24 protein-coding genes are annotated in these 25,961 nt (G+C 71.1%); 10 read left to right on the top strand and 14 right to left on the bottom strand.

Features of this window, described 5'->3' with window-relative positions; translation table 11 throughout:
* Positions 1 to 398 precede the first annotated feature (398 nt).
* Positions 399 to 1,541 (top strand): NADH-quinone oxidoreductase subunit D, encoded by a 1,143-nt coding sequence (locus tag GWI24_RS14525; protein WP_210946361.1) that lies wholly within the window; start codon positions 399 to 401, stop codon positions 1,539 to 1,541.
* A gap of 36 nt (positions 1,542 to 1,577) precedes the next feature.
* Here GWI24_RS14525 and GWI24_RS14520 read toward each other — a convergent pair whose 3' ends face one another.
* The 4 genes from GWI24_RS14520 to GWI24_RS14505 form a co-directional block, all read right to left on the bottom strand.
* Positions 1,578 to 2,579 carry a hypothetical protein gene (locus tag GWI24_RS14520; protein WP_308343640.1) on the bottom strand — a complete coding sequence of 334 codons (1,002 nt, stop codon included), beginning with the start codon at positions 2,577 to 2,579 and terminating at the stop codon, positions 1,578 to 1,580.
* A 259-nt stretch (positions 2,580 to 2,838) separates the two neighbouring features.
* Positions 2,839 to 3,798 (bottom strand): ABC transporter substrate-binding protein, encoded by a 960-nt coding sequence (locus tag GWI24_RS14515; protein ID WP_210946359.1) that lies wholly within the window; start codon positions 3,796 to 3,798, stop codon positions 2,839 to 2,841.
* A gap of 193 nt (positions 3,799 to 3,991) precedes the next feature.
* A complete protein-coding gene (locus GWI24_RS14510; protein WP_210946358.1) occupies positions 3,992 to 4,729 on the bottom strand; it encodes an ABC transporter permease in 738 nt (245 codons plus the stop codon).
* Positions 4,729 to 5,412, bottom strand: coding sequence for an ABC transporter permease (locus GWI24_RS14505; RefSeq protein WP_210946357.1), 684 nt, complete (start codon positions 5,410 to 5,412; stop codon positions 4,729 to 4,731). The genes GWI24_RS14510 and GWI24_RS14505 overlap by 1 nt, the downstream gene beginning before the upstream one ends.
* Before the next feature lie 140 nt (positions 5,413 to 5,552).
* Between GWI24_RS14505 and GWI24_RS14500 the strand changes: the two genes are divergently transcribed.
* Complete coding sequence (locus GWI24_RS14500) at positions 5,553 to 6,710, top strand: betaine/proline/choline family ABC transporter ATP-binding protein (RefSeq protein ID WP_210946356.1); 1,158 nt, start codon at positions 5,553 to 5,555, stop codon at positions 6,708 to 6,710.
* 144 nt (positions 6,711 to 6,854) lie between these two features.
* Here the strand turns inward: GWI24_RS14500 and GWI24_RS14495 are convergent, their stop codons facing one another.
* Entirely contained in the window at positions 6,855 to 7,997 is a 1,143-nt protein-coding gene (locus tag GWI24_RS14495) for an esterase family protein (RefSeq protein ID WP_210946355.1), read from the bottom strand.
* Positions 7,998 to 8,166: 169 nt separating this feature from the next.
* On the opposite strand from GWI24_RS14495, the gene GWI24_RS14490 reads away from it, so the two are divergent.
* The 6 genes from GWI24_RS14490 (at position 8,167) to GWI24_RS14465 (ending at position 13,107) form a co-directional block, all read left to right on the top strand.
* On the top strand, positions 8,167 to 9,999 hold the full coding sequence (locus tag GWI24_RS14490) for a phosphatidylglycerol lysyltransferase domain-containing protein (RefSeq protein ID WP_210946354.1): 1,833 nt from the start codon (positions 8,167 to 8,169) through the stop codon (positions 9,997 to 9,999).
* 34 nt (positions 10,000 to 10,033) lie between these two features.
* Entirely contained in the window at positions 10,034 to 10,912 is an 879-nt protein-coding gene (folP, locus tag GWI24_RS14485) for a dihydropteroate synthase (protein WP_210946353.1), read from the top strand.
* A complete protein-coding gene (locus tag GWI24_RS14480) occupies positions 10,909 to 11,394 on the top strand; it encodes a nuclear transport factor 2 family protein (protein ID WP_210946352.1) in 486 nt (161 codons plus the stop codon). Before folP ends, GWI24_RS14480 begins: the two co-directional genes overlap by 4 nt.
* A 203-nt stretch (positions 11,395 to 11,597) precedes the next feature.
* The gene (gene folB / locus GWI24_RS14475) at positions 11,598 to 11,957 is read left to right on the top strand and encodes a dihydroneopterin aldolase (protein ID WP_020870351.1); all 360 of its coding nucleotides are present in this window, start codon (positions 11,598 to 11,600) and stop codon (positions 11,955 to 11,957) included.
* Positions 11,954 to 12,547, top strand: a complete 594-nt coding sequence (gene folK / locus GWI24_RS14470) for a 2-amino-4-hydroxy-6-hydroxymethyldihydropteridine diphosphokinase (protein ID WP_210946351.1) — start codon at positions 11,954 to 11,956, stop codon at positions 12,545 to 12,547. The genes folB and folK overlap by 4 nt, the downstream gene beginning before the upstream one ends.
* 62 nt (positions 12,548 to 12,609) lie before the next feature.
* Entirely contained in the window at positions 12,610 to 13,107 is a 498-nt protein-coding gene (locus GWI24_RS14465; protein ID WP_210946350.1) for a DUF3180 domain-containing protein, read from the top strand.
* Between the two features lie 67 nt (positions 13,108 to 13,174).
* Here GWI24_RS14465 and folE read toward each other — a convergent pair whose 3' ends face one another.
* The 6 genes from folE to dacB all read right to left on the bottom strand — a co-directional run bounded on the left by folE (position 13,175) and on the right by dacB (position 20,946).
* The gene (gene folE, locus GWI24_RS14460) at positions 13,175 to 13,780 is read right to left on the bottom strand and encodes a GTP cyclohydrolase I FolE (protein ID WP_059142458.1); all 606 of its coding nucleotides are present in this window, start codon (positions 13,778 to 13,780) and stop codon (positions 13,175 to 13,177) included.
* A 125-nt stretch (positions 13,781 to 13,905) separates the two neighbouring features.
* The gene (ftsH, locus tag GWI24_RS14455; RefSeq protein WP_210946349.1) at positions 13,906 to 15,948 is read right to left on the bottom strand and encodes an ATP-dependent zinc metalloprotease FtsH; all 2,043 of its coding nucleotides are present in this window, start codon (positions 15,946 to 15,948) and stop codon (positions 13,906 to 13,908) included.
* Positions 15,949 to 16,202: 254 nt separating this feature from the next.
* Positions 16,203 to 16,742 carry a hypoxanthine phosphoribosyltransferase gene (gene hpt, locus GWI24_RS14450; RefSeq protein ID WP_198277996.1) on the bottom strand — a complete coding sequence of 180 codons (540 nt, stop codon included), beginning with the start codon at positions 16,740 to 16,742 and terminating at the stop codon, positions 16,203 to 16,205.
* A gap of 58 nt (positions 16,743 to 16,800) precedes the next feature.
* A complete protein-coding gene (gene tilS, locus GWI24_RS14445) occupies positions 16,801 to 17,913 on the bottom strand; it encodes a tRNA lysidine(34) synthetase TilS (RefSeq protein WP_210946348.1) in 1,113 nt (370 codons plus the stop codon).
* Between the two features lie 210 nt (positions 17,914 to 18,123).
* Positions 18,124 to 19,263 (bottom strand): zinc-dependent metalloprotease, encoded by a 1,140-nt coding sequence (locus tag GWI24_RS14440; protein ID WP_210946347.1) that lies wholly within the window; start codon positions 19,261 to 19,263, stop codon positions 18,124 to 18,126.
* Positions 19,264 to 19,350: 87 nt separating this feature from the next.
* Positions 19,351 to 20,946 (bottom strand): D-alanyl-D-alanine carboxypeptidase/D-alanyl-D-alanine-endopeptidase, encoded by a 1,596-nt coding sequence (gene dacB / locus GWI24_RS14435; protein WP_210946346.1) that lies wholly within the window; start codon positions 20,944 to 20,946, stop codon positions 19,351 to 19,353.
* 86 nt (positions 20,947 to 21,032) lie between these two features.
* Here dacB and GWI24_RS14430 point away from each other — a divergent pair, with 86 nt between their 5' ends.
* A complete protein-coding gene (locus tag GWI24_RS14430) occupies positions 21,033 to 21,524 on the top strand; it encodes an inorganic diphosphatase (protein ID WP_014061662.1) in 492 nt (163 codons plus the stop codon).
* 124 nt (positions 21,525 to 21,648) lie between these two features.
* Here GWI24_RS14430 and GWI24_RS14425 read toward each other — a convergent pair whose 3' ends face one another.
* The 3 genes from GWI24_RS14425 to GWI24_RS14415 form a co-directional block, all read right to left on the bottom strand.
* Positions 21,649 to 23,334 (bottom strand): threonine/serine exporter ThrE family protein, encoded by a 1,686-nt coding sequence (locus GWI24_RS14425; RefSeq protein WP_210946362.1) that lies wholly within the window; start codon positions 23,332 to 23,334, stop codon positions 21,649 to 21,651.
* 173 nt (positions 23,335 to 23,507) lie between these two features.
* Positions 23,508 to 24,215: a DedA family protein gene (locus GWI24_RS14420; protein ID WP_210946345.1), complete on the bottom strand. Its 708-nt coding sequence runs from the start codon at positions 24,213 to 24,215 to the stop codon at positions 23,508 to 23,510.
* A gap of 180 nt (positions 24,216 to 24,395) precedes the next feature.
* On the bottom strand, positions 24,396 to 25,154 hold the full coding sequence (locus tag GWI24_RS14415) for a MerR family transcriptional regulator (protein ID WP_210946344.1): 759 nt from the start codon (positions 25,152 to 25,154) through the stop codon (positions 24,396 to 24,398).
* A gap of 124 nt (positions 25,155 to 25,278) precedes the next feature.
* Here GWI24_RS14415 and leuE point away from each other — a divergent pair, with 124 nt between their 5' ends.
* Positions 25,279 to 25,959, top strand: coding sequence for a leucine efflux protein LeuE (gene leuE, locus GWI24_RS14410; protein WP_210946343.1), 681 nt, complete (start codon positions 25,279 to 25,281; stop codon positions 25,957 to 25,959).
* The last annotated feature ends 2 nt before the right edge of the window (positions 25,960 to 25,961 follow it).

Here is a 25,961-nt window from a genome sequence, read left to right as displayed (position 1 = left end):
GAGCCACAAACCGCTGCCACGCGGGAAGAGACGGGACAGGGAAAACACCGCTATACGGCACCGCCGCACGGTGAGCTCCGCCCCAGACCTCGAGCCCAGCCACCCAGCGCATCGACACCCGGCACCACCGCCCAGACCCCGAGGCCCAAGGGCGGAGCCCCTGCCACGCAGCGGAGCCACAAACCGCTGCCGCGCGGGAAGGGACGAAGGCAGGGAAAACACCGACATGCGCCACCGCCGCACGGTGGGCTCCGCCCCAGACCTCGCTCGGGCCCTGCCACGCAGCGCATCGATATGCGGCACCGCCGCCTGGGCCCCGGGGTCCAGGGGCGGAGCCCCTGGTACGGGAAGGGGCGGGTAGGGGAAAGGTCCGCCGGACAGCTGAGAGACTGGTACGCATGACGGAGACGACAGTCGGCGTCGGCGGCGCCGCCGAGAGCACGGACATGGTGCTCAACATCGGCCCACAGCACCCCTCCACCCATGGAGTGCTACGGCTGCGGCTGGTCCTCGACGGGGAGCGGATCCAGAGCGCCGAGCCGGTGATCGGCTATATGCACCGGGGCGCGGAGAAGCTCTTCGAGGCGCGCGACTACCGCCAGATCATCATGCTCGCCAACCGTCACGACTGGCTCTCCGCCTTCTCCAACGAACTCGGCGTCGTGCTCGCCGTCGAGCGGATGCTGGGCATGGAGGTCCCCGAGCGCGCGGTGTGGACCCGTACCCTGCTCGCCGAGCTCAACCGGGTCCTGAACCACCTGATGTTCCTCGGCTCCTACCCCCTGGAGCTGGGCGGCATCACGCCGATCTTCTACGCGTTCCGGGAGCGCGAGGACCTCCAGCACGTCATGGAGGAGATCTCCGGCGGCCGGATGCACTACATGTTCAACCGGGTCGGCGGCCTCAAGGACGACCTCCCGGCGGGCTGGCTGGGCCGGGCCCGGCAGGCCGTGGCCGAGGTGCGCTCGCGGATGGGCGTGTACGACGACCTGGTGCTCGGCAACGAGATCTTCCGGGGCCGCACCCGCGGCGTCGGCGTCCTGACCCGCGAGACGGTGCACGCCTACGGGGTCAGCGGCCCCATCGCCCGGGCCTCGGGCGTCGACTTCGATCTGCGGCGCGACGAGCCGTATCTGGCCTACGCCGAGCTGAGGGACGTACTCAAGGTCGCCATCCGCGAGGAGGGCGACTGCCTCGCCCGGTTCGAATGCCTGCTGGAGCAGACGCACGCCTCACTGGCGCTGGCCGACGCCTGCCTGGACCGGCTGGACGGGCTTCCGCCGGGGCCGATCAACCAGCGGCTGCCGAAGGTGCTGAAGGCGCCCGAGGGCCACACCTACGCCTGGACCGAGAACCCGCTCGGCCTCAACGGCTACTACCTCGTCTCCAAGGGCGAGAAGACGCCGTACCGGCTGAAGCTCCGCTCGGCGTCGTACAACAACATCCAGGCGCTCACCGAGCTGCTGCCGGGCACTCTCGTCGCCGACATGGTGGCGATCCTGGGGTCGCTCTTCTTCGTCGTCGGCGACATCGACAAGTAGCTGGTCAACACGCGGGCGAGCCGCGCGGGCGAGCCCTCACGAGATCGCGCTGCGCAGCTCCCCGAGGTCGATCTGCTCCGTCTCGTCGTGCGCGGTCAGGTCGACGACCTCGCCCACCGCGCCCTTCTTGGTCTCCGCCAGGGTCTCGTCGCCGATCACATCCGCGAGGTCCTCCTCGGCGGCCGGTTCGGGCTCCCGCTTCTGCTTCTTCGATTGCCTCTTCTGGGTGCCGAAGTAGTCGAAGCCGCTCTCCGAACGGGAGGCGGCCCGGCGCGCCGCGGCATACGGCACCACCGCCGAGGCGGCCGTACGGGCGTGGGCGGGCGGCTCCTGCGGGCCGTCGCCGTCCTGCCCGCCGGCCGCCGGGGGCTTCCCCAGCGTGGCGGCACCGTCCTTGCCCCGGCTCTCGTGCGGGCCCTTACGGTCGTCACGTTCCGCGTTCTGCTCCGGGGCCCGCTCCGCCGCCTCGGCCTTGGCGGCCGCGGCGGCGGCCTGCTCCCGCCGCTCCTTCTGCCGTCGGGCGCTCTCCCTGAGCCGGCTCAGCGCCTCATCGGCCTTGGCGTACGCGGCGGCCGACGGCAGCCCGGTGGGGACCTCGTCCGGCTCGTCGTCGGAGTCGACGGACCCGGCGGACCCGGCGGACCCGACGGACCCGACGGACCCGATGGACCCGGCGGCCTCCAGCGCCTTCGCCGGGGACGCGGCCTCCAGCGCGAGCCGGCGGCGGCCCTCCAGGGCGCTGGCCCGCTCGGTCTCGGCCGTGGCGTAGCGGCGCAGCAGCTCGGCGTGCTCGTTGCGCAGCCGGGCGAGCTCGGCGCGCTTGGCGCGCAGCCGGGTGTTGAGCGCGCCGCGGAACTCGCTCGCCTTCTCGGCGTCCGCCTCGAGCTCCGCGATCCGCTCCTCGTACTTCATCTCCTGGCGCGCGGTCTCGCTCGCGGCCTCCGCGACCCGGCGACCGGCCGAACGGTCCCAACGGCGCATCAGGTAGGCGCCGACGACCGCGGCGCCGGCCGCGGTCGCGGCCAGTCCACGGATCACGACCGTGTCGCCGACCAGCCAGGCACCGGCGGCGCAGGTTATTGACGCGACTGCGACCGAAGCGGAGGGGAGGAGCCTGTGCAGGGGTGGGGATTGGCGGTGGCGTCCACGTGGCATGGCCCGAAACTTACCGTGCTAAGGGGTCGCTTGGGTGCCCGCCGGGCCAGATCTGTTGTCAATCCGTTGGCAAATACGGCGGTCGCGCGGCCGAGATCCCTTGCCGAGCCCTTGCCAAGCCCTCCCGAGCGGGGATTTGATCCTACTTCACCAGCCCCTTGTCCCGCAGGTAGTCGTCGGCGACATCCGCCGGCTTGAGCCGCTCGGCGTCAACTTTCTTGTTGAGTTCCCTCAGATCGGCGGTCGTCAGCGCCTTGGTGAGCTTGTTCAGCGAGTCCGCGATCTTCTGTGAACCGGCGGACTTCGCATTCACCACGGGAAGTACGTTGTCGGCATTCTGCAGATTTTTGTCGTCGCTGAGCAGCACGAGCCCGAACTGATCCAGCGTGCTGTCCGTGGTCGTGGTCAGGACCATCTGGTCCTTGCCGTCCTTGACGGCCTGCTTGGCCTGGACGCTGCCGATGTCCAGCGGGTCGATCCCGGCGATGTCGATGCCGTACTTCTTCTCCAGACCCGGCTGACAGAAGGGCCGCTTGGGGCATTCGTCGCCCGCCGCCAGGGTGACCTTCTGCTTGGACTTCCCGAGGTCGGAGAGCGTCTTGAGACCGTGTTTCTTCGCGAAGTCACCGCTGACCGCGAAGGCGTTCTGGTCCACGGCCTTGCCGGGCTCCAGCACCTTCAGCCCGCGCGGTTCGGCGAGCTTCTTCAGCGCCGCGACCGTCTTGGTCACGTCCGAGGAGGCCACCGGGGCGGCATTCGACCCGTTCTTCTTCTGGTTGAGGAATTCGGCCAGCGTCGCCGCGTACTCCGGCACGACATCCATCTGGCCCTTCTCCAGGGCCGGTTCATACAGCTCACGGGCGTCCACCGTCTTGATCGAGGTGGAATAGCCGGCGTCCTTCAGAACCCCCGCGTACAGCTCCGCGAGGATCTTCGACTCGGAGAAGGAGGCGGATCCGATCACCAGCGAGCCCTTGCCCGGCTTACCGGAACTGTCGCCGCCGCTCGACTTCTCCAGGCTGTCCCCGCCGCAGGCGGTCAGCCCGGCCGCCAGCGCCGCGACCCCCGCCACGGCAGCCGCCGCCTGATTGATCTTTCTCATGGTTCCCCATCCGTTGTTGTGGCCGCGGTTGTGTGGCCGCGTTGTCGGCGCATTCCGCGTCGTCCGCGATCTATGCGTCATCCGCGCTTTCCGCGTCGTCCGCGATCTATGCGTCATCCGCGCTGTCCGCGCTGTCCGCCCTGGGTGTCCGCACGCCTGGCGCCCGGTCGCGGGAGGGCTCGGCCCGCGGGTTCTACGTCGTGAGCGCCGGTGAGGCCGGCGCCTGGTCGGCGGGCGGGCGCCGGGCCGCGGTCGACCGCCGCCCCGTCCTGCGCCGCATCGGGTCGAGCACCAGGCCCAGCAGCACGAAGACGCCCTCGACCACCAGCGCGAGGGTCGCGACCAGTACCGCACCGGCCACCACCTGCGGGGTGTCGGTGAGCCGGAAGCCCGCCGTGATGATCCGGCCGAGACCGCCGCCGCCCGGCAGCGCGGCCAGCGTCGCGGTGGCCACGACCTGCACCGCGGCCGTCCGTACGCCCGTCATGATGAGCGGGAACGCCAGCGGCAGCTCGACCCGGCGGATCAGCTGGCCGCCGGTCATCCCCATGCCGCGGGCCGCCTCCACGACCTCCCGGTCCGCCTCGTGCACCCCGACATAGGCGTTGGTGAGCAGCGGCGGGATGGCGAACAGCACCAGCGCGATGATCGTGGGCCACTGGCCGTGCGTCCCCAGCGGGCTGAGCAGCAACAGCACCAGTACGGCGAAGGTGGGCACGGCGCGCCCCGCGTTGGAGATGTTCACCGCGAGCGCGCCGCCCTTGCCGATGTGGCCGAGGGCCACGGCGATCGGCAGCGCCACCGCGCAGGAGATCGCCAGGCAGACGAAGGTCAGGAACAGATGCTGGCCCAGCCGGTGCCACACCCCGTCGGGGCCCGCCCAGTGCGACCCGGTGGCCAGCCAGGTCCACGCCTTGGCGACGACGTCCATCAGGTGGTGCCCTTCCGACTCTTGCGTACCCACGGCGTCAGCAGCCGCTGGAGGCCGAGCAGCAGCAGATCCGCCACCACCGCCAGCGCCACGCACAGCACCGAGGCGGTGAGCACCTCGGCCTTGAAGAAGCTGCGCATGCCCTCGTAGATGAGGTTGCCGAGGCCGCCGTATCCGATGATCGCGCCCACCGTGGTGAGCGAGACGGTGGAGACGGTGGTGATCCGCAGCCCGGCCATCAGCGCGGGCAGGGCGAGGGGCAGCTCCACGCCGAAGAGCAGCCGCAGCGGGCCGTACCCCATCCCCCGGGCCGCCTCCCGCGCCTCCTCGGGCACCGAGGCGAGACCGGCCATGATGTTGCGCACCAGGATCGTGAGCGAATAGAGCACCAGACCGGTGATCACCACCGCGGCCGATACTCCGAACACGGGCAGCAGCAACGAGAACATCGCCAGCGACGGCACCGTGTAGAGGATCGTGGTCAGCCCCAGCACCGGCCCGGCCACCGGCCGCCAGCGGCGGGCCAGCAGCGCCAGCGGAAAGGCGACCAGAAGGCCGATCGCCACCGAGGCGAGCGTGATCCCTACATGCTCGAGCGTCGCATCCGTCAGCTCTTGACCGCGTGTGCGTACATACTCACCGCATATCCACTCGTTACTGATCAGACAGTTTCCGTCGGCCATACGCTCACCTCCCCCGTCGGGTCGCGGGCCGGTTGCTCATCACAATTCCAGGTGACCCTAACCCCGGTAGATGACAATCTCGTCCGATCGCCACACAACAGCAACAATGTCTGCCACGAATGCGGCAACAATGGGGAGCCATGATCCGTTTCGAACATGTCACCAAGCGCTACGCCGATGGCACAACGGCCGTGGACGACCTCTCCTTCGAGGTGTCGGAGGGCGAGCTGGTCACCCTCGTCGGCCCCTCGGGCTGCGGCAAGACGACGACGATGAAGATGGTGAACCGGCTCATCGAGCCGACATCGGGGCGGATCCTGGTGGACGGCGAGGACATCGCCGAGGCGGATCCGGTCGCCCTGCGCCGCCGTATCGGCTATGTCATCCAGCAGGTCGGGCTCTTCCCGCACAAGACCGTGCTGGAGAACACCTCGACCGTGCCGCATCTGCTGGGCTGGCAGCGGAAGAAGGGGCGGGAGCGCGCCGCCGAGCTGCTGGACCTGGTCGGCCTCGACCCGTCCGTCTACGGCGACCGCTACCCGGACCAGCTCTCCGGCGGTCAGCGGCAGCGCGTCGGCGTGGCCCGCGCGCTGGCCGCGGACCCGCCGGTGCTGCTGATGGACGAGCCGTTCGGCGCGGTCGACCCGGTCGTCCGTGAGCATCTCCAGACCGAATTCCTGCGACTTCAGTCACAGGTGCGGAAGACCGTGCTCTTCGTCACCCATGACATCGAGGAGGCGGTCCGGCTCGGGGACCGCATCGCCGTCTACGGCTCGGGGCGGATCGAGCAGTTCGACACCCCGGCCACGGTGCTGGGCGCGCCCGCCACCCCGTATGTGGCCGACTTCGTCGGCGCGGACCGGGGGCTGAAGCGGCTGTCGGTCACCCCCATCGAGCCCGGCGACCTGACCCAGCCGCCCGTGGTCCACCTGGACGACCCGCTCGCCAAGGCGGCCGCCAAGCTGACCGCGGACGGGGCGCGCTGGGCCGTCGTCCTGGACGACGCGGACCGGCTGCACGGCTGGATCCCGGCGGAGGCGGCCGACGGCGCGCGGGGGACCGTACGGGACCACGCGCGCCGGATGGAGGCGTGGCTGCCGGTGGGGGCGCCGCTAAAGCAGGCGTTCAGCACGATGCTGCAGCATGACGCGGGCTGGATCGCGGTCCTGGACGAGGAGCGCTTCCTCGGCGTCCTCACCCCGGCCCGGCTCCATGAGGCCCTCCGCCGCTCGATCGACGCCGACGCGGGCGGCATCGCCCGCGGGGAAGTCCAGCTGCAGACCGTCGCCGACGTGTAGGTCCGCCCCGGGCCCCGGAGGCTGAGCAGATCGGAAGGTCGGCTGCTGTGGAGGCGCCCCGAAGGGGCGCGGGGCTGTGTCGATATGCGGCTCGCCGCGCGGGCGCGATCAGCCACGACGGCGCCGCAGACGATCGACGGCAGCTCAGGGCACTTCCAGCGGAGCGCTCAGGCGGCCGCCGAGCCACTCCAGGGCGGCGGGGACCTCCCGCTTCCAGGTGTTGAAGTTGTGGCCGCCGGTGCTCAGGATGATCGACGAGATCCGGGTCGGCTCCCCGCGCCGGTTGAGCCGCTTCACCTTGTTCACGAAGCGCACGGTGTCCTTGTAGTTCCGCTCACCGTGCTCGCTGCTGGACACCAGCAGCGAGACCGGCGGCGCCGGTTTGTGGTCCAGCCGCCACATCAGGTCGTTCTCCCGCTCCAGCCGCTCGCTGCCGCCGAAGAGATCGCCCGTGGTCGCGTCTATCGGGGCCTTGTACGAGGGGGAGAGCCCGGCCGCCGCGGAGAACGCGTCCGGGTGGCGCATGGCCATCTTCAGGGCGCAGTAGCCGCCGGTGGAATTTCCGATGACGCCCCAGTTACGGGCCCGCTTGCCCACGCGGTAGTGGTCGGCCACCGCCTTGGGCAGATCCTTGGTGAAGAACGTCTCGGTCCGGGGCCCGCCCGGCACGTCCACGCACTCGGTGTCGCGCGGCGGCACGACCGTCGGCCGCATCATCACCAGGACGAGGGGCTGCATCCTCCCCGCTTTGACCAGCTTGTGCGAGTGCTGTGGATACTTCAGGCCATTGATGAGCGCCTCGGTGGTGCCCGGATACCCGGTCAGCACCAGCGCGGCGGGGAAGGTCCGCCGGGCGTACTCGGGCCGGAAGTACTCCGGCGGCAGATAGATGTACGCGGGGCTCGCGATCCCGGAGACCGGCCCCTGGATGTTCACCTTCTCGATGCGCCCGGCGATCCTGGGCGAGGAGCCGCCGTCCATGGCCAGGTGGCGGGTCTCGGTGACCCGCACCCGGGTGCCCGGGGTGTCGTGGTCCACTACGACACCCGGCTCGTCCTGCGTACCGAGGAGGTCGGACCAGGATCCGTAGAATCCGAAGGACTGATTGGCGAACAGTCCGAACGCCATGAACACGGACAGCTGCGTGCCCAGTAGCATGCCGAACCGGCCGAGCACGGGAGCCACGCCGCGCCCGGCCAGCCGGGGCCACAGCCATATCGTGGCCGCGAACAGCAGCAACGCCGCGACGGCTGCCGCGATCACGATGTTGTTGCTCGTGAGACCCATCACTATCTTTCTGCCGGGCGGCCGGCCCCCCCGTGCCGCCGGGGGAACCTCCCAGCCGCGGCTGGGGAGTGAACCCCGCTCCTTCAAACGCCGTCTTACTGGGCGCGAATCGTGCGGATGCCGCGCAACAGAACCGAAGATCCTCTTGACCGAAGCGACGGGAATACAGATGTCTGACAGTCAAGATGCCGAAACATCCGGGAAGGTTCCCACCCGGATACGGCGCCTGCCACGCGGCCCCAGGCCGGAGGCGGTGCCCACCGGCGTCGGCACCGCGTGCACGCTGATCGGGCTGATGGACATCGTCTTCCCCCGGCTGCGGCACAGCAGGGTGCACGCGCTGGCCGAGCTGCTGCCGGGCGCCGTGAGCTCCCTGGCGGCCGCCGCCTCGATCGTGGTCGGTCTGCTGCTGCTGATGCTGGCCCACGGCCTCAAACGGCGTAAGCGCCGGGCCTGGGTCGCGGCCGTGGGACTGCTGCCGGTCGGCGCCGCCGCACAGCTGCTCTACCGGCACTCGGTCATCGGCATGGTCCTCTCCCTCGTGCTGATGGGGGTGCTGATCCGCTACCGCGCCGAGTTCGCGGCGCTGCCGGACCCCCGCAGCCGCTGGATGGCGCTGGCCAACTTCGTGATCATGGGCGCGGTCAGCGTCACCGTGGGACTGCTCATCGTCCGGTCGCATCCGGACGCCATCGAAGGAAGCCCGTCGCTCGGCGAGCAGCTGGAGCACGTTCTGTGGGGCCTGTTCGGCTTCGAGGGGCCGGTCGACTACCGCCACGGCGCGGACTACACCGTCGGCTACTCCCTCGGCGCGCTGGGCCTGCTGACCGTGGCCACCACCGCCTATCTCGCCTTCCGCCCCGAGCACCCCGCCGCCCGCCTCACCGCCGAGGACGAGGAGCGGCTGCGGGGCCTGCTCACCGCCCACGGGCGCCGCGACTCGCTCGGCCACTTCGCCCTCCGCCGCGACAAGGCCGTGGTCTTCTCCCCCACCGGCAAGGCCGCGGTCTGCTACCGCGTGGTCTCCGGGGTGATGCTGGCCAGCGGCGACCCGGTCGGCGACGTGGAGGCGTGGCCCGGTGCGATCGCCCGCTTCATGGAGGAGGCGCGGGCCCACTCCTGGACCCCGGCGGTAATGGGCTGCAGCGAGACCGGCGGCGAGGTGTGGACCCGCGAGACCGGCCTGGACGCGCTGGAGCTCGGCGACGAGGCCATCGTCGATGTGGCGGACTTCACCCTCTCCGGGCGCGCGATGCGCAATGTGCGCCAGATGGTCAAGCGGATCGAGCGGGCCGGCTACCAGACCCGGGTGCGGCGCGCCGGCGAGCTGAGTCCCGAGGAGCTGGAGGCCATCCGGCGCGCCGCCGCCGACTGGCGGGGCACCGACACCGAGCGCGGCTTCTCGATGGCGCTGGGCCGGATCGGCGACCCGGCGGACGGGGACGCGGTCATCGCCACCGCCCACAAGGCCGCCGACGAGGGCGCGCAGGACGGCCCGTACGGCGACCTCAAGGCCGTGCTGCACTTCGTGCCGTGGGGCCGGGACGGGATGTCGCTTGAGCTGATGCGGCGCGACCGGAGCGCCGACCCGGGCATGAACGAGCTGCTGATCGTGGCCGCGCTGCGGGCCGCCCCCGAGCTGGGCGTGGAGCGGGTGTCGCTGAACTTCGCGATGTTCCGCTCGGCGCTGGCGCGCGGCGAGAAGCTGGGTGCGGGCCCGGTGCTGCGCGGCTGGCGGGCGCTGCTGGTGTTCCTCTCCCGCTGGTTCCAGATCGAGTCGCTGTACAAGTTCAACGCGAAGTTCCAGCCGCGCTGGGAGCCGCGCTTCGTGGTCTTCCGCAACACCCGCGACCTGCCCCGGATCGGCCTGGCCGCGATGCAGGCGGAGGGGTTCGTCTCGCTCGCCCTGCCCCGGCTGCTGCGCCGCGGACGCCGCCCCGAGCCCCGGCCCTGCGCCCATCGGCACCTGACCGAGGGCCGGGAGCTCCAGCAGGCGGCCTGATCCAGAACGCACCCCCTACGCCTAGGCTGGGCACATGAGCACGTTGCATGGGCGGAGCCGGGTGGCCGGACTGCCGGAGTGGGACAGGTGCGCGGTGATGGGCGTGGTGAACGTCACACCCGACTCCTTCTCCGACGGCGGGAAGTGGTTCGACACCGATCTGGCCGTCAAGCACGGTCTCGATCTGGTCGCCGCCGGGGCCGACCTGGTGGACGTCGGCGGCGAGTCGACCCGGCCCGGCGCGGCGCGCGTCGACGAGGCCGAGGAGCTGCGCCGGGTGATCCCGGTGGTCCGGGAGCTGGCCGCGGCCGGGGCCGTGATCAGTGTGGACACCATGCGGGCCGCGGTGGCCGAGCGGGCCGTGGCTGCCGGGGCCCGGCTGGTCAACGACGTCAGCGGCGGCGGCGCCGACCCCGCGATGGTTCCCATGGTGGCCGCGGCGGAGGTGCCGTTCGTGGTGATGCACTGGCGCGGCCGGTCGATCGACATGAACAATCGGGCGGTGTACGCGGACGTGGTCGGCGAGGTCGTCTCCGAGCTGCGCGCCGGCCTGGAGCGGGCGGTCGCGGGCGGTGTCGACCCGGAGCGGATCGTGGTCGACCCGGGCCTGGGCTTCGCCAAGGACGCCGACCACGACCTGGCGCTGGTGGCCCATCTGTCCACGCTGCGGGAGCTGGGCCGGCCGCTGCTGGTGGCGGCCTCCCGCAAGCGGTTCCTGGGGCGCGTCCTGGCCGGCGACGGGGGCAGCCCGCCGCCCGCCCGGGAGCGGGACGCCGCCACGGCGGCGGTCTCCGCGCTCGCGGCGCGCGAGGGCGCCTGGGCCGTCCGGGTGCACGAGGTACGGGCCAGCGCGGACGCGGTGCGCGTGGCGCGGGCCATCGAAGCGGCCGAGACCACGGCGGGAGCGCTGTGACTTCCCTTACGGACAACGAGCGTGTGGCGCTGGTCAACACCGCGCTGTACGACGCCATGGAGCAGGGCGACCACGCCACACTGCAGCGGCTCTGGCTGGACTCCCCCGACACCGAGGTGTCCTGTGTCCACCCGGGCTGGCCGGTGCTGCGCGGCCGGGGCGAGGTGCTCCGCTCATACGCGCTGATCATGGCCAATACGGACTACATCCAGTTCTTCCTGACGGATGTCGAGGTGTCGGTGATGGCCGACACCGCCATGGTCACCTGCACCGAGAACATCCTCAGCGGCGCCCCGGCGGAGGAGGAGGGCCAGCTCGGCCCGCTGGTGGGCCAGCTGGTCGTGGCCACGAACGTGTTCCGCCGGACGGAGGACGGCTGGAAGGTCTGGGCGCACCACGGCTCCCCGGTGCTCGCGGAGAGCGACGACGAGGAGCCGGGCGGCTCCGAAGGGCCCGCCGACGACGGACTGCTGCCGGGCTGAGCCCACCCCGTTCGAGCCCCGCGAGGTGGGGGTAGGAGGCTGTGGCGCGGAGCGTCGGCAGCGAGCGCCACCCACCCCATGGGCGAGTGCCGCCGGGGCTCGCAGGTAGATTCGAGGCAGGTACCCCCGCATACGGCAGGGGACGGGTGGTGCGTTCCGGATGGGACGTGCCCGCGTACCGACGACCAGCAGGAGTGGTTCAGGTGGATCGTGTCGCGCTGCGCGGCCTGAGGGCTCGCGGGCACCACGGTGTGCTGCCCCATGAGCGCGAGGAGGGCCAGGACTTCGTCGTGGACCTCGTGCTCGGCCTGGACACTCGGCCCGCCGCGGCCGACGACGACCTCGGCAGGACCGTCCACTACGGCGTGGTGGCGGAGGAGGTCGTGGACGTGGTACGGGGTGAGCCGGTCGATCTGATCGAGACACTGGCCGAACGGATCGCGGACCGGTGCCTCGAGCACGACGTGGTGCGGGAGGTCGAGGTCGTGGTGCACAAGCCGCAGGCCCCGATCACCGTGCCCTTTGACGACGTGACCATCACCATCACCCGGAGCCGAGTATGAGCAGCAGCGACCCGACCGTGCAGCCCGTTCCCGCTTCCGTGGTGGAGCAGGTGGACGCCGCCGATGTGACGTTGAGCAACCCCAAACGGGCGGTGATCTCACTCGGCAGCAATCTGGGCAACCGCCTGGAGACCCTCCAGGGCGCGATCGACGCGCTGGAGGACACCCCGGGCCTGCGGGTCAAGGCCGTGTCGCCGGTGTACGAGACGGATCCGTGGGGCGTGGACCCCGGCACCCAGGCCACGTACTTCAACGCGGTGGTCCTGATCAAGACGACGCTGCCGCCGTCCTCGCTGCTGGAGCGCGGCCACGCGATCGAGGAGGCGTTCGAGCGGGTGCGGGACGAGCGCTGGGGCCCGCGCACCATCGACGTCGACATCGTGGCGTACCAGGACGTGGTCTCCGACGACCCGCGGCTGACCCTGCCGCATCCGCGCGCCCATGAGCGCGCCTTCGTCCTGGTGCCGTGGAACGACGTGGATCCGCAGGCCGAGGTACCCGGGCGCGGGACGGTCGCGGGGCTGCTGGCGACGGTGGGCCAGGAAGGGGTCCGGGTCCGCGTCGATCTGGAACTGCGACTGCCCGAGTAGACGTTGATCCGGATAGGTTCCGGGAGACGCTGGCACGTACTGGATTGAGGGGCGACCGCTCGGTGAAGCAACTTCGGATCGGGGTGCTGGTCGGGCTGTTCGCCGTGGCCGGTGTGGTGTCGTGGGCGGGCGCCCGGCTGTGGGACACCTTCGGGTCGCTGCCGAGCGTCCCGGTGGCCGCGCCGATCGTGCTGGCCCTGATCGCGGTCGTGCTGGCCGCCACCGCGCTGTCGCTGCGGTCCCGGCTGCGCGCCCAGCGGGAGCGGCAGCCCGACGCCAAGGGCGTGGACCCGATGGTGGCCGCCCGTGCGGTGGTCTTCGGGCAGGCCAGCGCGCTGGTGGCGGCGCTGGTCGCGGGGATGTACGGCGGAGTGGGCGTCTTCCTGGCCATGGAGCAGCTCGATGTGCCCGCCCGCCGCGATCAGGCGTTCTACGCCGGGGGCTCGGTCCTGGCGGGCGCGGGGGTGGTGGCGGCCGCGTTCTTCCTGGAGCGGGTGCTCAAGCTCCCGGAGGACGACGACAACGACGGGAACGGCCCGAGCGCGGCGGCCCGCGCCTGAGGCGCTCCGGAGGGCCCCTCGCGGCCTGTGACGCGGCCTGTGAGGTGTGCGGAGCCCGGAGAGCCGCTCAGCGGGCCATGATGAGGCTCATCGCCTCCGCCCGGGTGGCCGGGTCGCGCAGCTGGCCGCGGACGGCCGAGGTGAGGGTCTTGGCGCCGGGCTTGCGCACCCCGCGCATAGTCATGCACATGTGCTCGCACTCGACCACCACGATCACCCCGCGCGGCTCCAGTATCCGCATCAGGGACTCGGCGATCTGGGTGGTCAGCCGCTCCTGGACCTGGGGGCGGCGGGCGAAGACATCGACCAGCCGGGCCAGCTTGGACAGCCCGGTGATCTTGCCGTCGTGGGACGGGATATAGCCCACATGGGCCACGCCCACGAACGGCACCAGGTGGTGCTCGCAGGAGGACATCACCTCGATGTCCTTGACCAGCACCATCTCATCATGGCCCAGGTCGAAGGTGGTGGTCAGGACGTCCTCGGGCTCCTGGCGCAGCCCCGCGAAGATCTCCTTGTACGCACGGGCCACCCGGCCCGGCGTCTCGCGCAGCCCCTCCCGGTCGGGGTCCTCGCCGACGGCGATCAGCAGCTCACGGATCGCGTTCTCGGCCCGCTTCTCGTCGAACACGCCAATGGGGCTCTCGCCGTCCAGCGTCACCGGGTCGGTCATGGACTGCCTCGTTCCTCACATACGCACACGAACGCGAAAATGCCGCGTCCACCAGGCTAGAACCTGATGGACACGGCATTCATTCCGGGGCCACCGGGAGCGGAAGCCGCCCCCGGTGGCGGGGATCAGTTCTCCGAGCCGGAGCCCGAACCCTCGGGACGCTCGGCGCTTTCCTCCGGGGCGGTGCTCTTGGTCAGCGAGGCCGCCGAGGTGGGCTGGGCGCCGTTGGCCGGGGCCAGCTCCTTGGGGGAGAGCACCGGCGGACGGGTGGAGGGCGTACGCCGCGAGGAGCCGGTCCACGCCGGACGGGCCGGGCGCTTGACGACCGGGGCGAAGATCTCGGCGATCTCCTCCTTGTTCAGCGTCTCCTTCTCCAGCAGCGCCAGCACCAGGTTGTCCAGGACGTCCCGGTTCTCGACGAGGATCTCCCACGCCTCGTTGTGCGCGGCCTCGATGAGCTTCTTGACCTCCTCGTCCACCAGCGCGGCGACCTCTTCGGAGTAGTCGCGCTGGTGAGCCATCTCACGGCCGAGGAACGGCTCGGAGTTGTCGGAGCCGAACTTGATCGCGCCCAGCCGCTCGGTCATGCCGTACTGCGTGACCATCGCGCGAGCCGTGGTGGTGGCCTTCTCGATGTCGTTGGACGCGCCCGTGGTCGGGTCGTGGAAGACGAGCTCCTCCGCCGCCCGGCCGCCCATCATGTAGGCGAGCTGGTCCAGCATCTCGTTGCGCGTGGTCGAGTACTTGTCCTCGTCGGGCAGGACCATGGTGTAGCCCAGGGCCCGGCCTCTGGAGAGGATCGTGACCTTGTGCACCGGATCGCTGTTCGGAGACGCCGCCGCGACCAGGGCGTGACCGCCCTCGTGGTACGCGGTGATCTTCTTCTCCTTGTCGCTCATGATCCGGGTCCGCTTCTGCGGACCGGCCACGACTCGGTCGATCGCCTCGTCCAGGAAGTGGTTGTCGATCAGCTTCTTGTCGCTGCGGGCCGTCAGCAGGGCGGCCTCGTTCAGCACGTTCGACAGATCGGCACCGGTGAACCCGGGGGTGCGACGGGCGACGGCCGACAGGTCGACGTCCGGGGCGACCGGCTTGCCCTTCTGGTGGACCTTGAGGATCTCCAGCCGGCCCTGCATGTCCGGGCGGTCGACGGCGATCTGCCGGTCGAAGCGGCCCGGGCGCAGCAGCGCCGGGTCGAGGATGTCGGGCCGGTTGGTGGCGGCGATCAGGATGACCCCGCCCTTCACATCGAAGCCGTCCATCTCGACGAGCAGCTGGTTCAGCGTCTGCTCGCGCTCGTCATGGCCGCCGCCCATGCCCGCACCGCGGTGCCGGCCGACGGCGTCGATCTCGTCGACGAAGACGATGGCCGGGGCGTTGGCCTTGGCCTGCTCGAACAGGTCGCGGACCCGGGAGGCACCCACACCCACGAACATCTCGACGAAGTCGGAGCCGGAGATCGAGTAGAAGGGGACACCCGCCTCGCCCGCGACGGCACGCGCGAGCAGCGTCTTACCCGTACCGGGCGGGCCGTAGAGCAGCACACCCTTGGGGATCTTGGCGCCCACGGCCTGGAACTTCGCCGGCTCCTGCAGGAACTCCTTGATCTCCTGGAGCTCCTCGACCGCCTCGTCGGCCCCCGCCACATCGGTGAAGGTCGTCTTCGGCGTGTCCTTGGTAATGAGCTTGGCCTTCGACTTCCCGAAGTTCATCACCCGGGAGCCGCCGCCCTGCATCTGGTTCATCAGGAACAGGAAGACCACGACGATCAGCACGAACGGGAGCAGCGAGAGCAGAATCCCGACGAAGGGGTTCTGCTTCGACGTCGAGACGTTGTACCCGTCGGGGATCCCGCCCTGCTTCTGGGCGTTGGCCTGCAGAGTCTTGGCAAGATCGACGCCCTGGTCACCGATGTAGGTGGCCTGGAGCTTGTCGCTGCCCGAGATCTTGGCGACGTTGTCCTTGAGCTTGATCTTTACCTTGTGCTCGTCGCCGGTCGTCAGTTCGGCGGACTGGACCTGGTTCTGGTTGATCGCCTTGACGACCTGACTGGTGTCCACCGACTTGTAGCCGCCGGACGAGCCGACGACCTGCATCAACACGACCACGGCGAGGACGGCCAGCACGATCCACATGACCGGCCCACGGAAGTAGCGCTTCACGTCCATCCATACGGGGCGAAGCCGCCCCGTCCCTCCTGCCACAGTGAGGCACGGCAGCCCTGGAGGGGCGCCTGTGCGTGCGGTGTATTGCGGTGTATTTGCGGTGTATGAGCTGTGTAATCCTCAGTCTCGAAAAAGACTGACCTTCGGACGGTACCCCAGCATTGTCACCCGACGCCGCCGTGGACTGTTAACAAAACCGCCTTCCCCTGCTCCAACGGCGGAAAACCCCGCCAGGTTCCCAGGGGCGGCGGCGCCCGTCAGCCGCCGTAGACGTGAGGGGCCAGGGTGCCGACGAACCGAAGGTTCCGGTACTTCTCGGCGTAGTCCAGGCCGTAGCCGACGACGAACTCACTGGGGATGTCGAAGCCGACCCACTTCACATCGATGGCGACCTTGGCCGCCTCCGGCTTGCGCAGCAGGGTGCAGACGTTCAGCGAGGCAGGCTCGCGCGAGCCCAGGTTCGACAGCAGCCACGACAGCGTCAGTCCGGAGTCGATGATGTCCTCGACGATCAGGACATGTTTGCCCTTGATGTCGGTGTCCAAGTCCTTCAGGATACGCACCACGCCGGAGGACTGGGTGCCCGCGCCGTAGGACGACACGGCCATCCAGTCCATGGTGACGGGCGTGGAGAGGGCACGCGCCAGATCCGCCATCACCATGACCGCGCCCTTGAGCACGCCGACGATCAGCAGATCCTTGTCCGCGTACTCCTCGTCGATGGCGGCGGCCAGCTCGGCCAGCTTCGCGTTGATCTCTTCCTCGGTGATGAGGACCGACTTGAGGTCGGTGCCCATGTCCTTGTCGTCCACGCGCCACTCTCGTTCGATTGCCGGCTCAACTGGCTCGGGCGGATCAGCCCTGCCGGATGACCAGTCTGCCACCCTCCCGGCGGACCTCGACGCGGCCGGGGAGGTTGATGGCCCGCTGCCCCCGCCAGCCGGTGATCAGCCGGTCCACCTCTTCGATGTGGCGGGCGAAGAGCGAACCGGCGGGCGCGCCCGCGGCGATGGCGGCCCGGCGCAGCACCCGGCGGCGGACGGCGGTGGGCAGTCCGTGCAGGCCGACGGTGTCGAGGTGCACGGCCTGCGCGCCACCGGCCGCCGCCGGTGCGGTGGTCATCACATCGGCCTCGGCGCGGGCGGCCCAGGCGTCGAGGGCGTCGGCGTCGTCACGGGAGAGCTGGGCGGTGCGGGCGAGCGCCTCGACGACGCCCTTGCCCAGCGCCTTCTCCAGGATGGGCAGGGCCTCGTGGCGGACCCGGGAGCGGGTGTAGGAGGGGTCCACGTTGTGCGGGTCGTCCCAGACGGGCAGCGACTGGGCCAGGCACGCCTCGCGGACGGTGTGCCGGTCCAGCTGGAGGAAGGGGCGGCGGTAGCGGCCGCCGGTGCCGGAGACCCAGGCCATACCGGACAGCGAGCGGGTGCCGGAGCCGCGGGCGAGGCCCAGCAGAACCGTCTCGGCCTGGTCGTCACGGGTGTGGCCGAGCAGCACGGCGGCGGCGCCGTGGCGCTCGGCGGCGGCGTCCAGCGCGGCGTAGCGGGCGTCCCGGGCGGCGGCCTCGGGGCCGCCGCTCCGGCCGACGGACACGGCGATCGCCTCGACCGGCGCCAGGCCCAGGGCCCGCATCCGGTCGGTGACCTCGGCGGCGCGGGCGTCGGACCCCTGCTGGAGACCGTGGTCGACGGTGACCCCGCCGGCGCGCAGCCCGGCCCGCGGGGCCTCGAAGGCGAGGGCGGAGGCGAGCGCCATGGAGTCGGCGCCGCCCGAGCAGGCGGCGAGCACGAGCGGTGCGTCGTCCCGCGGGGCGGAGCCGCGGGGACCGGGGGCGGAGGACGCCGAAGAGCGGGAGGGGGGAGCGGAGGGCGACGAGGCGGCCGAGGGAGCGGCCGAATGGGCGACGAGGATGTCGTGGAGGACGCGGCGGACCGCGAGGCGTATCGCGGCGACCGCTGGATGGGGACCCATGTCCGTTTCCCATCTGTCATTCGAGGGGGTGCCTCGGGGGGTGCGAGGAGTACGAGCGGTACGAGCCTTTCGTCACGCTGCGTATGTCGATGGTGACAGAAGCGAGCTGTTCCCCGAGCATCGCACGCCTACCCGTCGCCAACGGTCCCTCGGACGAGTGATTAAAGGGGGCGTTCGTCCGTTTCCGCGTGTGCCGGGGGTGTGCCGGTTCTAGGACTCCGCCTTGCGGTGCACCCGCGCGACCCACTCGGCGGGTTTGCTGATCTCCGCCTTGGTCGGAAGGGTGTTGGGCGAGGTCCAGACCCGGTTGAAGCCGTCCATACCGACCTGGTTCACCACGGCCCGGACGAACCGCTCCCCGTCACGGTACTGCCGCAGCTTGGCGTCGAGCCCCAGCAGCTTGCGCAGCGCCTGGTCGAGCCGGCCCGCGCCGCTCGCCCGGCGCTTCTGGAACTTCTCCCTGATCTCCGCGACGGACGGCACGACCTCCGGCCCCACCCCGTCCATGACGTAGTCGGCGTGCCCCTCCAGCAGCGACATCACCGCGGTCAGCCGGGCCAGGATCTCCCGCTGGGCCGGGGTCTGGACGATCTCGATGATGCTGGGCGCGCCGTGCCCGTCCGCCTCGTCACCCTCGTCGGCGGGACGGCCGCCGCTCAGCGACTGGACGGCCTCGCGGACCCGCTCCAGCAGGGTGGCCGGGTCCACGTCGGTCTCGCCGAGGAACGCCTGGATCTCGGACTCGATGTGGTCGCGCAGCCAGGGCACGGCGGTGAACTGGGTGCGGTGGGTCTCCTCGTGCAGCGCGACCCACAGCCGGAAGTCGTGCGGGGCCACGTCGAGTTCGCGCTCGACGTGGACGATGTTGGGCGCCACCAGCAGCAGCCGGCCGCCGCCCGGGGAACCGGGCAGCTCTCGGGTCGAGGGCGCGAACGTCTCGTACTGGCCGAGCACCCGGGAGGCCAGGAAGGACAGCAGCATCCCCAGCTCGACCCCGGTCACCTTGCCGCCGACCGCGCCCAGCACCGCTCCGCCGGGCAGTCCGCCGCGCCGGTCCTGCATCTTGCCGAGCAGTGGCTTGAGGATCTGCCGGAAGCCCGCCACGTTCGCCCTGATCCAGCCCGCGCGGTCCACGACGAGGACGGGGGTGTCGGAGGCCGGGCCGCCGGAGACGGCCATCCGGGTGAAGGCGCGGACATGCTCCTCCGAGGACTTGGCGTGCCGGCGCAGCTCCGCGACGACCGCGCGCGCCTCCTCGCGGCTCACCTCGGGCCCGGGGCGCACCAGCCGGGTCGCGGTCGCGACCGCGAGATTCCAGTCGACCATCTCCACACCACCGATGCTCGTCATGGCTTCACGGTACGTGGCCCGCGCCCCATCCGGGAGGACACCGGGGTCCGCACAGGCGGCCGCCCGGCGTCCGGGTCACCCCTCAGCTCAGCGGCAGCCGCAGTTGGCGAGGGCCGAGGCCATCCGGTCCAGGGCGCGCTGGGCGCCGGTGGCATCGGTGGTGCCGTTGGTCAGATACGCGAAGACCAGCAGCCGGCCGTCCGCGTCCACGACCGATCCCGCGAGGCTGTTGACCCCGGTGAGGGTGCCGGTCTTGGCGCGGACCACGCCCCGGCCGACCGCGTCCTGGGCGTAGCGGGTGCGCAGGGTGCCGGTGAAACCGGCCACCGGCAGCCCGGTGAGCAGCGACCGCAGTTCGGGGTGGTCGCGGTCGGCGGCGCGCACCAGCACCTGGGCGAGCAGCCCGGCGGAGACGTGGTCGGCGCGGTCGAGCCCGCTGCCGTCCGCGATCCGGGCACCGCCCAGCGGCAGCTCCAGCTTGCGCAGCCGCTGGGTCACGGCCTTCGCCCCGCCCTCGAAGCTGGCGGGCTCGCCCGCGGCGAGGGCGGTCTGCCGGGCCAGGGCCTCGGCGATGTCGTTGTCGCTGGTGGTCAGCATCCGCTCGACGAGCGAGGACAGCGGCTGGGAGCGGACGGAGGCCACCGTACGGGCGCCCTTGGCGGCCTTGCCCGCCCGGGGCTCGTCCTTCACCTCGACCCCGCGGTCGCGCAGCATCGCGGCGAAGGCGCCGGCCGCGTCGGCGGCCGGGTCCTCGGCGCGCGGGGCCGTGCCGTGGTCGCTGTCGTCCTTACGGCCCTCATCGGCCATCAGGGGGACGACGGGCGAGAGGTTCTCGTTGGGGCCGATGGTGTGGAGCTTCGGCCCGGAGTAGAGCGAGGTGTCATAGCCGAGCCGGTAGGGGCCCGCGCCGCGCTTCTTCAGGGCCCGGGCGGTGTCATCGGCCAACTGGCGGAGTGCGGCGGGGTGGTCGTCCCCCTTGACGGGGCGCGCGGTGAGCGTGGGGTCGCCGCCGCCGACCAGCACGATGTCGTCCTTGCCCGCGCCCGCCACGACGCTGGTCCTGATGCGGTGGTCCGGGCCGAGGGCGGAGAGGGCCGCGGCACCGGTCGCGAGCTTGATCGTCGAGGCGGGCACGATGGCCGTGCCCGCCTTGGCGCCGAACACCTGCTGACCGGTGGTCACGTCCATCACCGTCACCGAGCGCTCACCGCCCAACGCGGAGTCCTTGAGCAGCGGTTCGAGCGTGTCGGCGAGCCCCGCCCCGGTGGGCGGCGGCACGGCGTCGCCGCCGCTGTCCGGCGACCGGGGCGCGGACCGCGTGCCGAGCGCCGCCAGGACGGGCGCGGCGCTGGGCGCGGGGCGCCCCGGGCCGCCGTGCCGCTCGCCCGGGACACCGTCCTCGGCGGCGCGGGCGCGTTCGGCCGTCCGCTGACCGCCGTCCCAGGGCCCGGCCACCAGCACCGACACCACGGCGACGACCAGGCCGGTCGCGGCGGAGACCGCCACCAGCTGCCACGTCCGCTGCTGCTCGCGGGGCGTACTACGCCATTCGCGCCGGACACGGGCGCGCACGCGGTGCCACTCGCGCAGCCCACGCCCGCGCATCCGGTCCAACTCGCGTCGCCCACGGCTCAGCCGGTGGCTCAGCCACTCCCTGACCTGCCACGATCGGGCTTCAGGCACGACCGACCAGCCCCTTTCGCCACCACACACCTGCGTGGGGGACACTTAATCACCAGACGTATGTGTTGATCATGGAGGAGCCACCCGTGGAGTTCGACGTCACCATCGAGATCCCGAAGGGTTCGCGGAACAAGTACGAGGTGGACCACGAGACGGGTCGCATCCGCCTTGACCGGCGACTCTTCACGTCGACCAGCTACCCCGCGGACTACGGCTTCGTCGAGAACACCCTCGGCGAGGACGGTGATCCGCTGGACGCACTGGTCATTCTCGACGAGCCGACGTTCCCCGGCTGCCTGATCAAGTGCCGCGCGATCGGCATGTTCAGGATGACCGACGAGGCGGGCGGCGATGACAAGCTGCTTTGCGTACCGGCCTCCGACCCCCGGGTGGAGCATCTGCGTGATATTCACCACGTTTCAGAGTTCGACCGCCTGGAAATCCAGCACTTCTTCGAGGTCTACAAGGACCTGGAGCCGGGGAAGTCGGTCGAGGGGGCCAACTGGGTGGGCCGCGCCGAGGCCGAGGCCGAGGTGGAGGCGTCCATCAAGCGTCTCGAGGCCGCCGGCGGCCACTGAGTCCTGATCACGCCGGGAGGGCGGGGCACCGTACGGGTGCCCCGCCCTCCCGCGTTTCCGGGCCCGGGCGGCGGCGCTCTCCGGGCCCGGGGACGACAGCCCCGCGACAGCCCCGGGGCCCCGGTCAGAAGCCCCGGGTGCGCTTGGCGGCGCGGCGGCCGGAGGGGTCGGTGTCCGCGCCGGGCATCTTCAGGAAGAGGCGCGCGGCCTCGCCTCCCAGGTTCACCCCTATGGCGATCGCCAGGGCCAGTGCCGCCGCCTGGGTGAGGTGCGGAATGCCGCGGTCCAGGTTGCCCTGGGCCAGGGCGAGCAGCCCGAAGTAGGTCGCGCTACCGGGCAGCAGGGGCCCTATCGCCGCCGTGACGTACGGCAGCGCCGAGGCGTATCGGTACCGCGAGAGCAGCTGGCCGAAGAGGCCGACCAGCCCGGCGGCCACGGTCGTGGCGGCCACCGGCGGGACGCCCGCGGTGTCGGCCAGCGCGCCGTAGACCACCCAGGCGACCCCGCCGTTGAGCGTGGCGAACAGCACGGTGTGACGTTCCTGCTGGAGCAGGATGCAGAAGGTCAGCGCGAGCAGCATCGCCGCCAGGATCTGGATATACGGCCGCTCCACATGGCGCAGCGCCGCCTCCGGGTTGAGCTTGGCGTCGAGCTGGAGGCCCCCGTAGAGCACCGTGAGCACCCCGCAGACGATGCCGACGATCAGATAGCCGACCTCCAGCAGGCGCGCCGCCGCGGTGATGTAGTAGCCGGTCAGCCCGTCCTGGACGCCCGCGACCAGCGCCCGCCCCGGGATCAGCGCGAACAGCCCACCGGTGATCACGGCGGACGCCTGGAGCCCGGAGTTGGCGAGGCTGAGCGCCACCCCGATCGCGGCGGGCGGCATCGCCGCGGCCACGAACTGGTAGAACTCCGGAAGCCCGCGCCCCGAGGCCAGCCACGCCAGCCGGTCGCCGAGCATCGCGCCGAGGGCGGCCGCGAAGAAGACCGGCCAGTCACCGCCGACCAGCATGCTCGCCGCGCCGGCCAGCCCGCCGCCGGCCACGGTGAGCGCCCAGCCGGGGTAGGGGTGGCGGTTACGGCGTATCTCGGCGAGCCGCCGGTACGCCTCCTCCAGCGTGAAGTCGTCCCGCGAGGTGATGTCGTCCACGAGCCGGAAGACCGCGGACAGCCGGGTGTAGTCGGTGCCCCGGCGCCGTACGGTCCGGCTGGCCGTGACCGGGTCGTCGACCAGCGAGGGCTGGTAGCTGACCGACAGCAGGGTGAAGGTGACCGTCGGCTCGCAGCGGTCGAGCCCGTACGCGTGCGCCACGCCGAGCATCGCCGCCTCGACGTCCTCGGCCCCCTCACCGCCCGCGAGCAGCAGCTCGGCGATGCGGAGAGTGAGATCGAGCACACGCGGCACGGCCGGGCCCGTCTCGTCCTGCCGCTCGACGCGCTCGGGCGTCGGGCGCTCGCTGATCGGCATGCGCAGCATCGTGCGCATCCGGTCCTGCCAGGGGGCGTCCTTGGTCAGCCGGACGACGGGGATGCCGTTCGGCGGGGTGATGACGGGGAAGCCGCCGGTGGTCTGGTTGTTCGAGGGGGTCTTCACCCCGGCGGGCGGCACGAACGCCGAGCCCTCGGGCTCGGCGGGGGCTTCCGCCGTCAGTCCGTCGGGGACGGCGAACTCCGATGTCGGGTGCTCGTCCTCGGGCGGCGGCGGCAGGGGTACGCCCAGGGGCGGGGTGAAGGCGCTGTGCGCCTCGTCGGACAGCGGCTTCTGCTGCTCCCCCGTGTCCGTCTCCGCCGCGCTCACGGCACGCGGCATCTGCTGACGGTCCGACCTCACGTGTCCTCGCTCCTCACCAGCCCTCCCCGTACGTTCCCAGCAGCCAAGGATGCAACATCGGCGGCCACCGGAGCCCATTGTGCGGTGCGGTGACCGCCGAAGGAGAAGTGGGGGCGGTGTGTGACGGATGTGAAGCCTGGTGGAAGGACCGCTCAGCGCTTGGCGTGGCGCCCGCGCGGCCCCTGGGAGGGGGAACCCGAGGCCGGGCCCTGCGGCTCCGGCTGCGCGGCGGCCTCCTTCTTCGCCTTGCCGCGCGCCCGGAGGAACTCGATCACGATCGGGATGATCGACAGCAGCACGATCGCGATCAGCATCAGCTCGATGTGCTGATGCACGAAGTCGACCTTCCCGAGCGCCGAGCCGAGCAGGGTGACGCCGGTGCCCCACAGCACACCGCCGATGACGTTGAAGATGATGAACGAGCGGTAGTTCATCCGGCTCACGCCCGCGATGATCGGCGTGAACGTCCGCACGATGGGCACGAAGCGGGCGAGGATCAGCGACTTCGGCCCGTGCTTCTCGAAGAACTCATGCGCCTTCTCCACGTTCTCCTGTTTGAAGAGCTTGGAGTCGGGGCGCCGGAAGAGCGACGGCCCCACCTTGCGGCCGAAGAGATATCCGGCCTGGTCACCGAGGATCGCGGCGACCGCCACGGCCACGCACACCAGCCACAGATCCTGCTTGATCACGTTGGTGGTCACCAGCAGGCCGGTGGTGAACAGCAGCGAGTCGCCCGGCAGGAAGAAGCCGATGAGCAGGCCGGACTCCGCGAAAACGATGGCCAGGACGCCGAGCAGACCGAAGGTCTCGATCAGATAGTCCGGGTCCAGCCACTGAGGGCCGAGCGCGAGGGTGTTCACGGGGGAGGCTCCTGGGTCGAGGAATGCAGGCTCGTGCGAGGCCCGGCCGCAGGGTTGGGGCGGACTGAGTGTTCTTCGCAGTGTGCCGCCCAAAGCTATCAACGCCGTGTGCGTGCCCTTGGTTCCCTCCGCCCAGGAGGCCCGCCCTTGGTCGCCAGCCCAGGGATGCCTCTAGCAGCCCTAGCCGTGCCGCTCCGCGTTGGCGAGGATCGCGTCCCGGAGGTAGACGGCCAGCCCCGGCCCGGCCTTGTCGATGTTCTCCGTGAAGCGGTGGTCCGAGACATACATCCGGCCCAGGCAGGTGTGCAGCTCATGGCCGCACTCGTAGTGGTTGCGGCTGATCCACTGCCGGTGCTCCTCGGCGAGGTCCATCGCCGCCTCGGACTCCGGCGGTGTGCCCGCGCCCATCAGCGCGACGAAGCGGTTGTTGATGTCATCCCCCTCCATCTGGATCCGCTTCCAGTCCTCCTTGGTGTACGAGGCCGCCCTGCGCTGGGACTCCCGGTACTCCTCGGTGTCCCCCCAGCGCTGCTCGACCTCCTCCTGGTACTGCTCCGGGTCGACGTCCCCGAAGACCTCGAACTTCTCCTCGGGGGTCAGATTGATGCCCATCTTCCGCGCCTCCATGGCTCGTTCGACGGCGGCGGCCATCTCCTGCAGCCGCTCGATCCGGTCGGACAGCAGCCGGTGCTGACGCCGCAGGTGGGCCTGCGGATCGATGTCCGGGTCGTCGAGCAGCACCGCCACCTCTTCGAGCGGAAAGCCGAGCTCCCGGTAGAACAGGATCCGCTGCAGTCGGTCGAGGTCGGCGTCGTCGTAACGCCGGTGCCCGGCCGCGCTGCGCGCGCCGGGGCGCAGCAGCCCGATCTCGTCGTAGTGGTGCAGCGTGCGCACCGTGACGCCGGCGAAGTCCGCCACCTGTCCCACGGAATAGCTCATGGCCGAATCCGCTCTCCTTCTGTTCGGTACGGGTTCCACGGTGCTCCCTCACGTCGCGTGAGGTGCAAGTCCGGATGGCGAAACCGACTGGGCGGCGCGGCGGACCACTGTCATCCTGCCGATCGTGCTGGGGATAACCGATCTTTCGACGTATCTGGCCGGTCTCGCGCTGATCATCCTGCTGCCGGGCCCCAATTCGCTGTATGTGGTGTCGGTCGCGGCCCGCCGCGGCCCCCGTACCGGCTATCGGGCGGCGGCCGGGGTGCTGTGCGGCGACGCCGTGCTGATGGCGCTGTCGGCGGGCGGGGTGGCCTCGCTGCTGCATGCCAGCCCGGTGCTCTTCGCGGTGGTCAAGTTCGCGGGCGCGGGCTATCTGACCTGGCTGGCGGTGGGCATGCTGCGTGGGGCGCGGGCCCTGTGGCGCCGCCGCCCGGGGACCGCGGAGGCGGCCCGGAACGCGGCGGAGGCGCGGGGCGCGGACGGGGCCGTGGATACGGCCATCGGGTCCGCGGAGGGCGAGCGCCCGTACCGCCGGGCGCTGGTCATCAGCCTGCTGAACCCAAAGGCGATCCTCTTCTTCATCTCCTTCTTCGTCCAGTTCGTGGATCCGGACTACGCCCATCCCGCGCTGTCCTTCGTGGCGCTGGGCGCCTGGGCGCAGCTGTTCAGCATCACCTATCTGTCGGTGCTGATCTTCGGCGGTACGTATCTGGCCGCCACCTTCCGGCGGCGCCGGCGGCTGCGGGCGGGGCTCTCGGCGGCCGCGGGCACGGCGTTCCTCGGCTTCGCGGCGAAGCTGTCGTAGGT

Origin of the sequence: Streptomyces sp. MK37H (assembly GCF_018035285.1) — a bacterium.
Classification (GTDB): Bacteria; Actinomycetota; Actinomycetes; order Streptomycetales; family Streptomycetaceae; genus Streptomyces; species Streptomyces endocoffeicus.
This window is presented reverse-complemented; position numbering and strand designations above follow the sequence as displayed.

Bases quoted from the DNA above. Each gene is read 5' to 3' on its own strand.
- GWI24_RS14525 (WP_210946361.1), top strand. From the start codon at position 399: ATGACGGAGACGACAGTCGGCGTCGGCGGCGCCGCCGAGAGCACGGAC.
- GWI24_RS14515 (WP_210946359.1), bottom strand. From the start codon at position 3,798: ATGAGAAAGATCAATCAGGCGGCGGCTGCCGTGGCGGGGGTCGCGGCG.
- GWI24_RS14510 (WP_210946358.1), bottom strand. From the start codon at position 4,729: ATGGACGTCGTCGCCAAGGCGTGGACCTGGCTGGCCACCGGGTCGCAC.
- GWI24_RS14505 (WP_210946357.1), bottom strand. From the start codon at position 5,412: ATGGCCGACGGAAACTGTCTGATCAGTAACGAGTGGATATGCGGTGAG.
- GWI24_RS14500 (WP_210946356.1), top strand. From the start codon at position 5,553: ATGATCCGTTTCGAACATGTCACCAAGCGCTACGCCGATGGCACAACG.
- GWI24_RS14495 (WP_210946355.1), bottom strand. From the start codon at position 7,997: ATGGGTCTCACGAGCAACAACATCGTGATCGCGGCAGCCGTCGCGGCG.
- GWI24_RS14490 (WP_210946354.1), top strand. From the start codon at position 8,167: ATGTCTGACAGTCAAGATGCCGAAACATCCGGGAAGGTTCCCACCCGG.
- folP (WP_210946353.1), top strand. From the start codon at position 10,034: ATGAGCACGTTGCATGGGCGGAGCCGGGTGGCCGGACTGCCGGAGTGG.
- folK (WP_210946351.1), top strand. From the start codon at position 11,954: ATGAGCAGCAGCGACCCGACCGTGCAGCCCGTTCCCGCTTCCGTGGTG.
- folE (WP_059142458.1), bottom strand. From the start codon at position 13,780: ATGACCGACCCGGTGACGCTGGACGGCGAGAGCCCCATTGGCGTGTTC.
- ftsH (WP_210946349.1), bottom strand. From the start codon at position 15,948: ATGGACGTGAAGCGCTACTTCCGTGGGCCGGTCATGTGGATCGTGCTG.
- hpt (WP_198277996.1), bottom strand. From the start codon at position 16,742: ATGGGCACCGACCTCAAGTCGGTCCTCATCACCGAGGAAGAGATCAAC.
- tilS (WP_210946348.1), bottom strand. From the start codon at position 17,913: ATGGGTCCCCATCCAGCGGTCGCCGCGATACGCCTCGCGGTCCGCCGC.
- GWI24_RS14440 (WP_210946347.1), bottom strand. From the start codon at position 19,263: ATGACGAGCATCGGTGGTGTGGAGATGGTCGACTGGAATCTCGCGGTC.
- GWI24_RS14425 (WP_210946362.1), bottom strand. From the start codon at position 23,334: ATGCCGCGTGCCGTGAGCGCGGCGGAGACGGACACGGGGGAGCAGCAG.
- GWI24_RS14415 (WP_210946344.1), bottom strand. From the start codon at position 25,154: ATGAGCTATTCCGTGGGACAGGTGGCGGACTTCGCCGGCGTCACGGTG.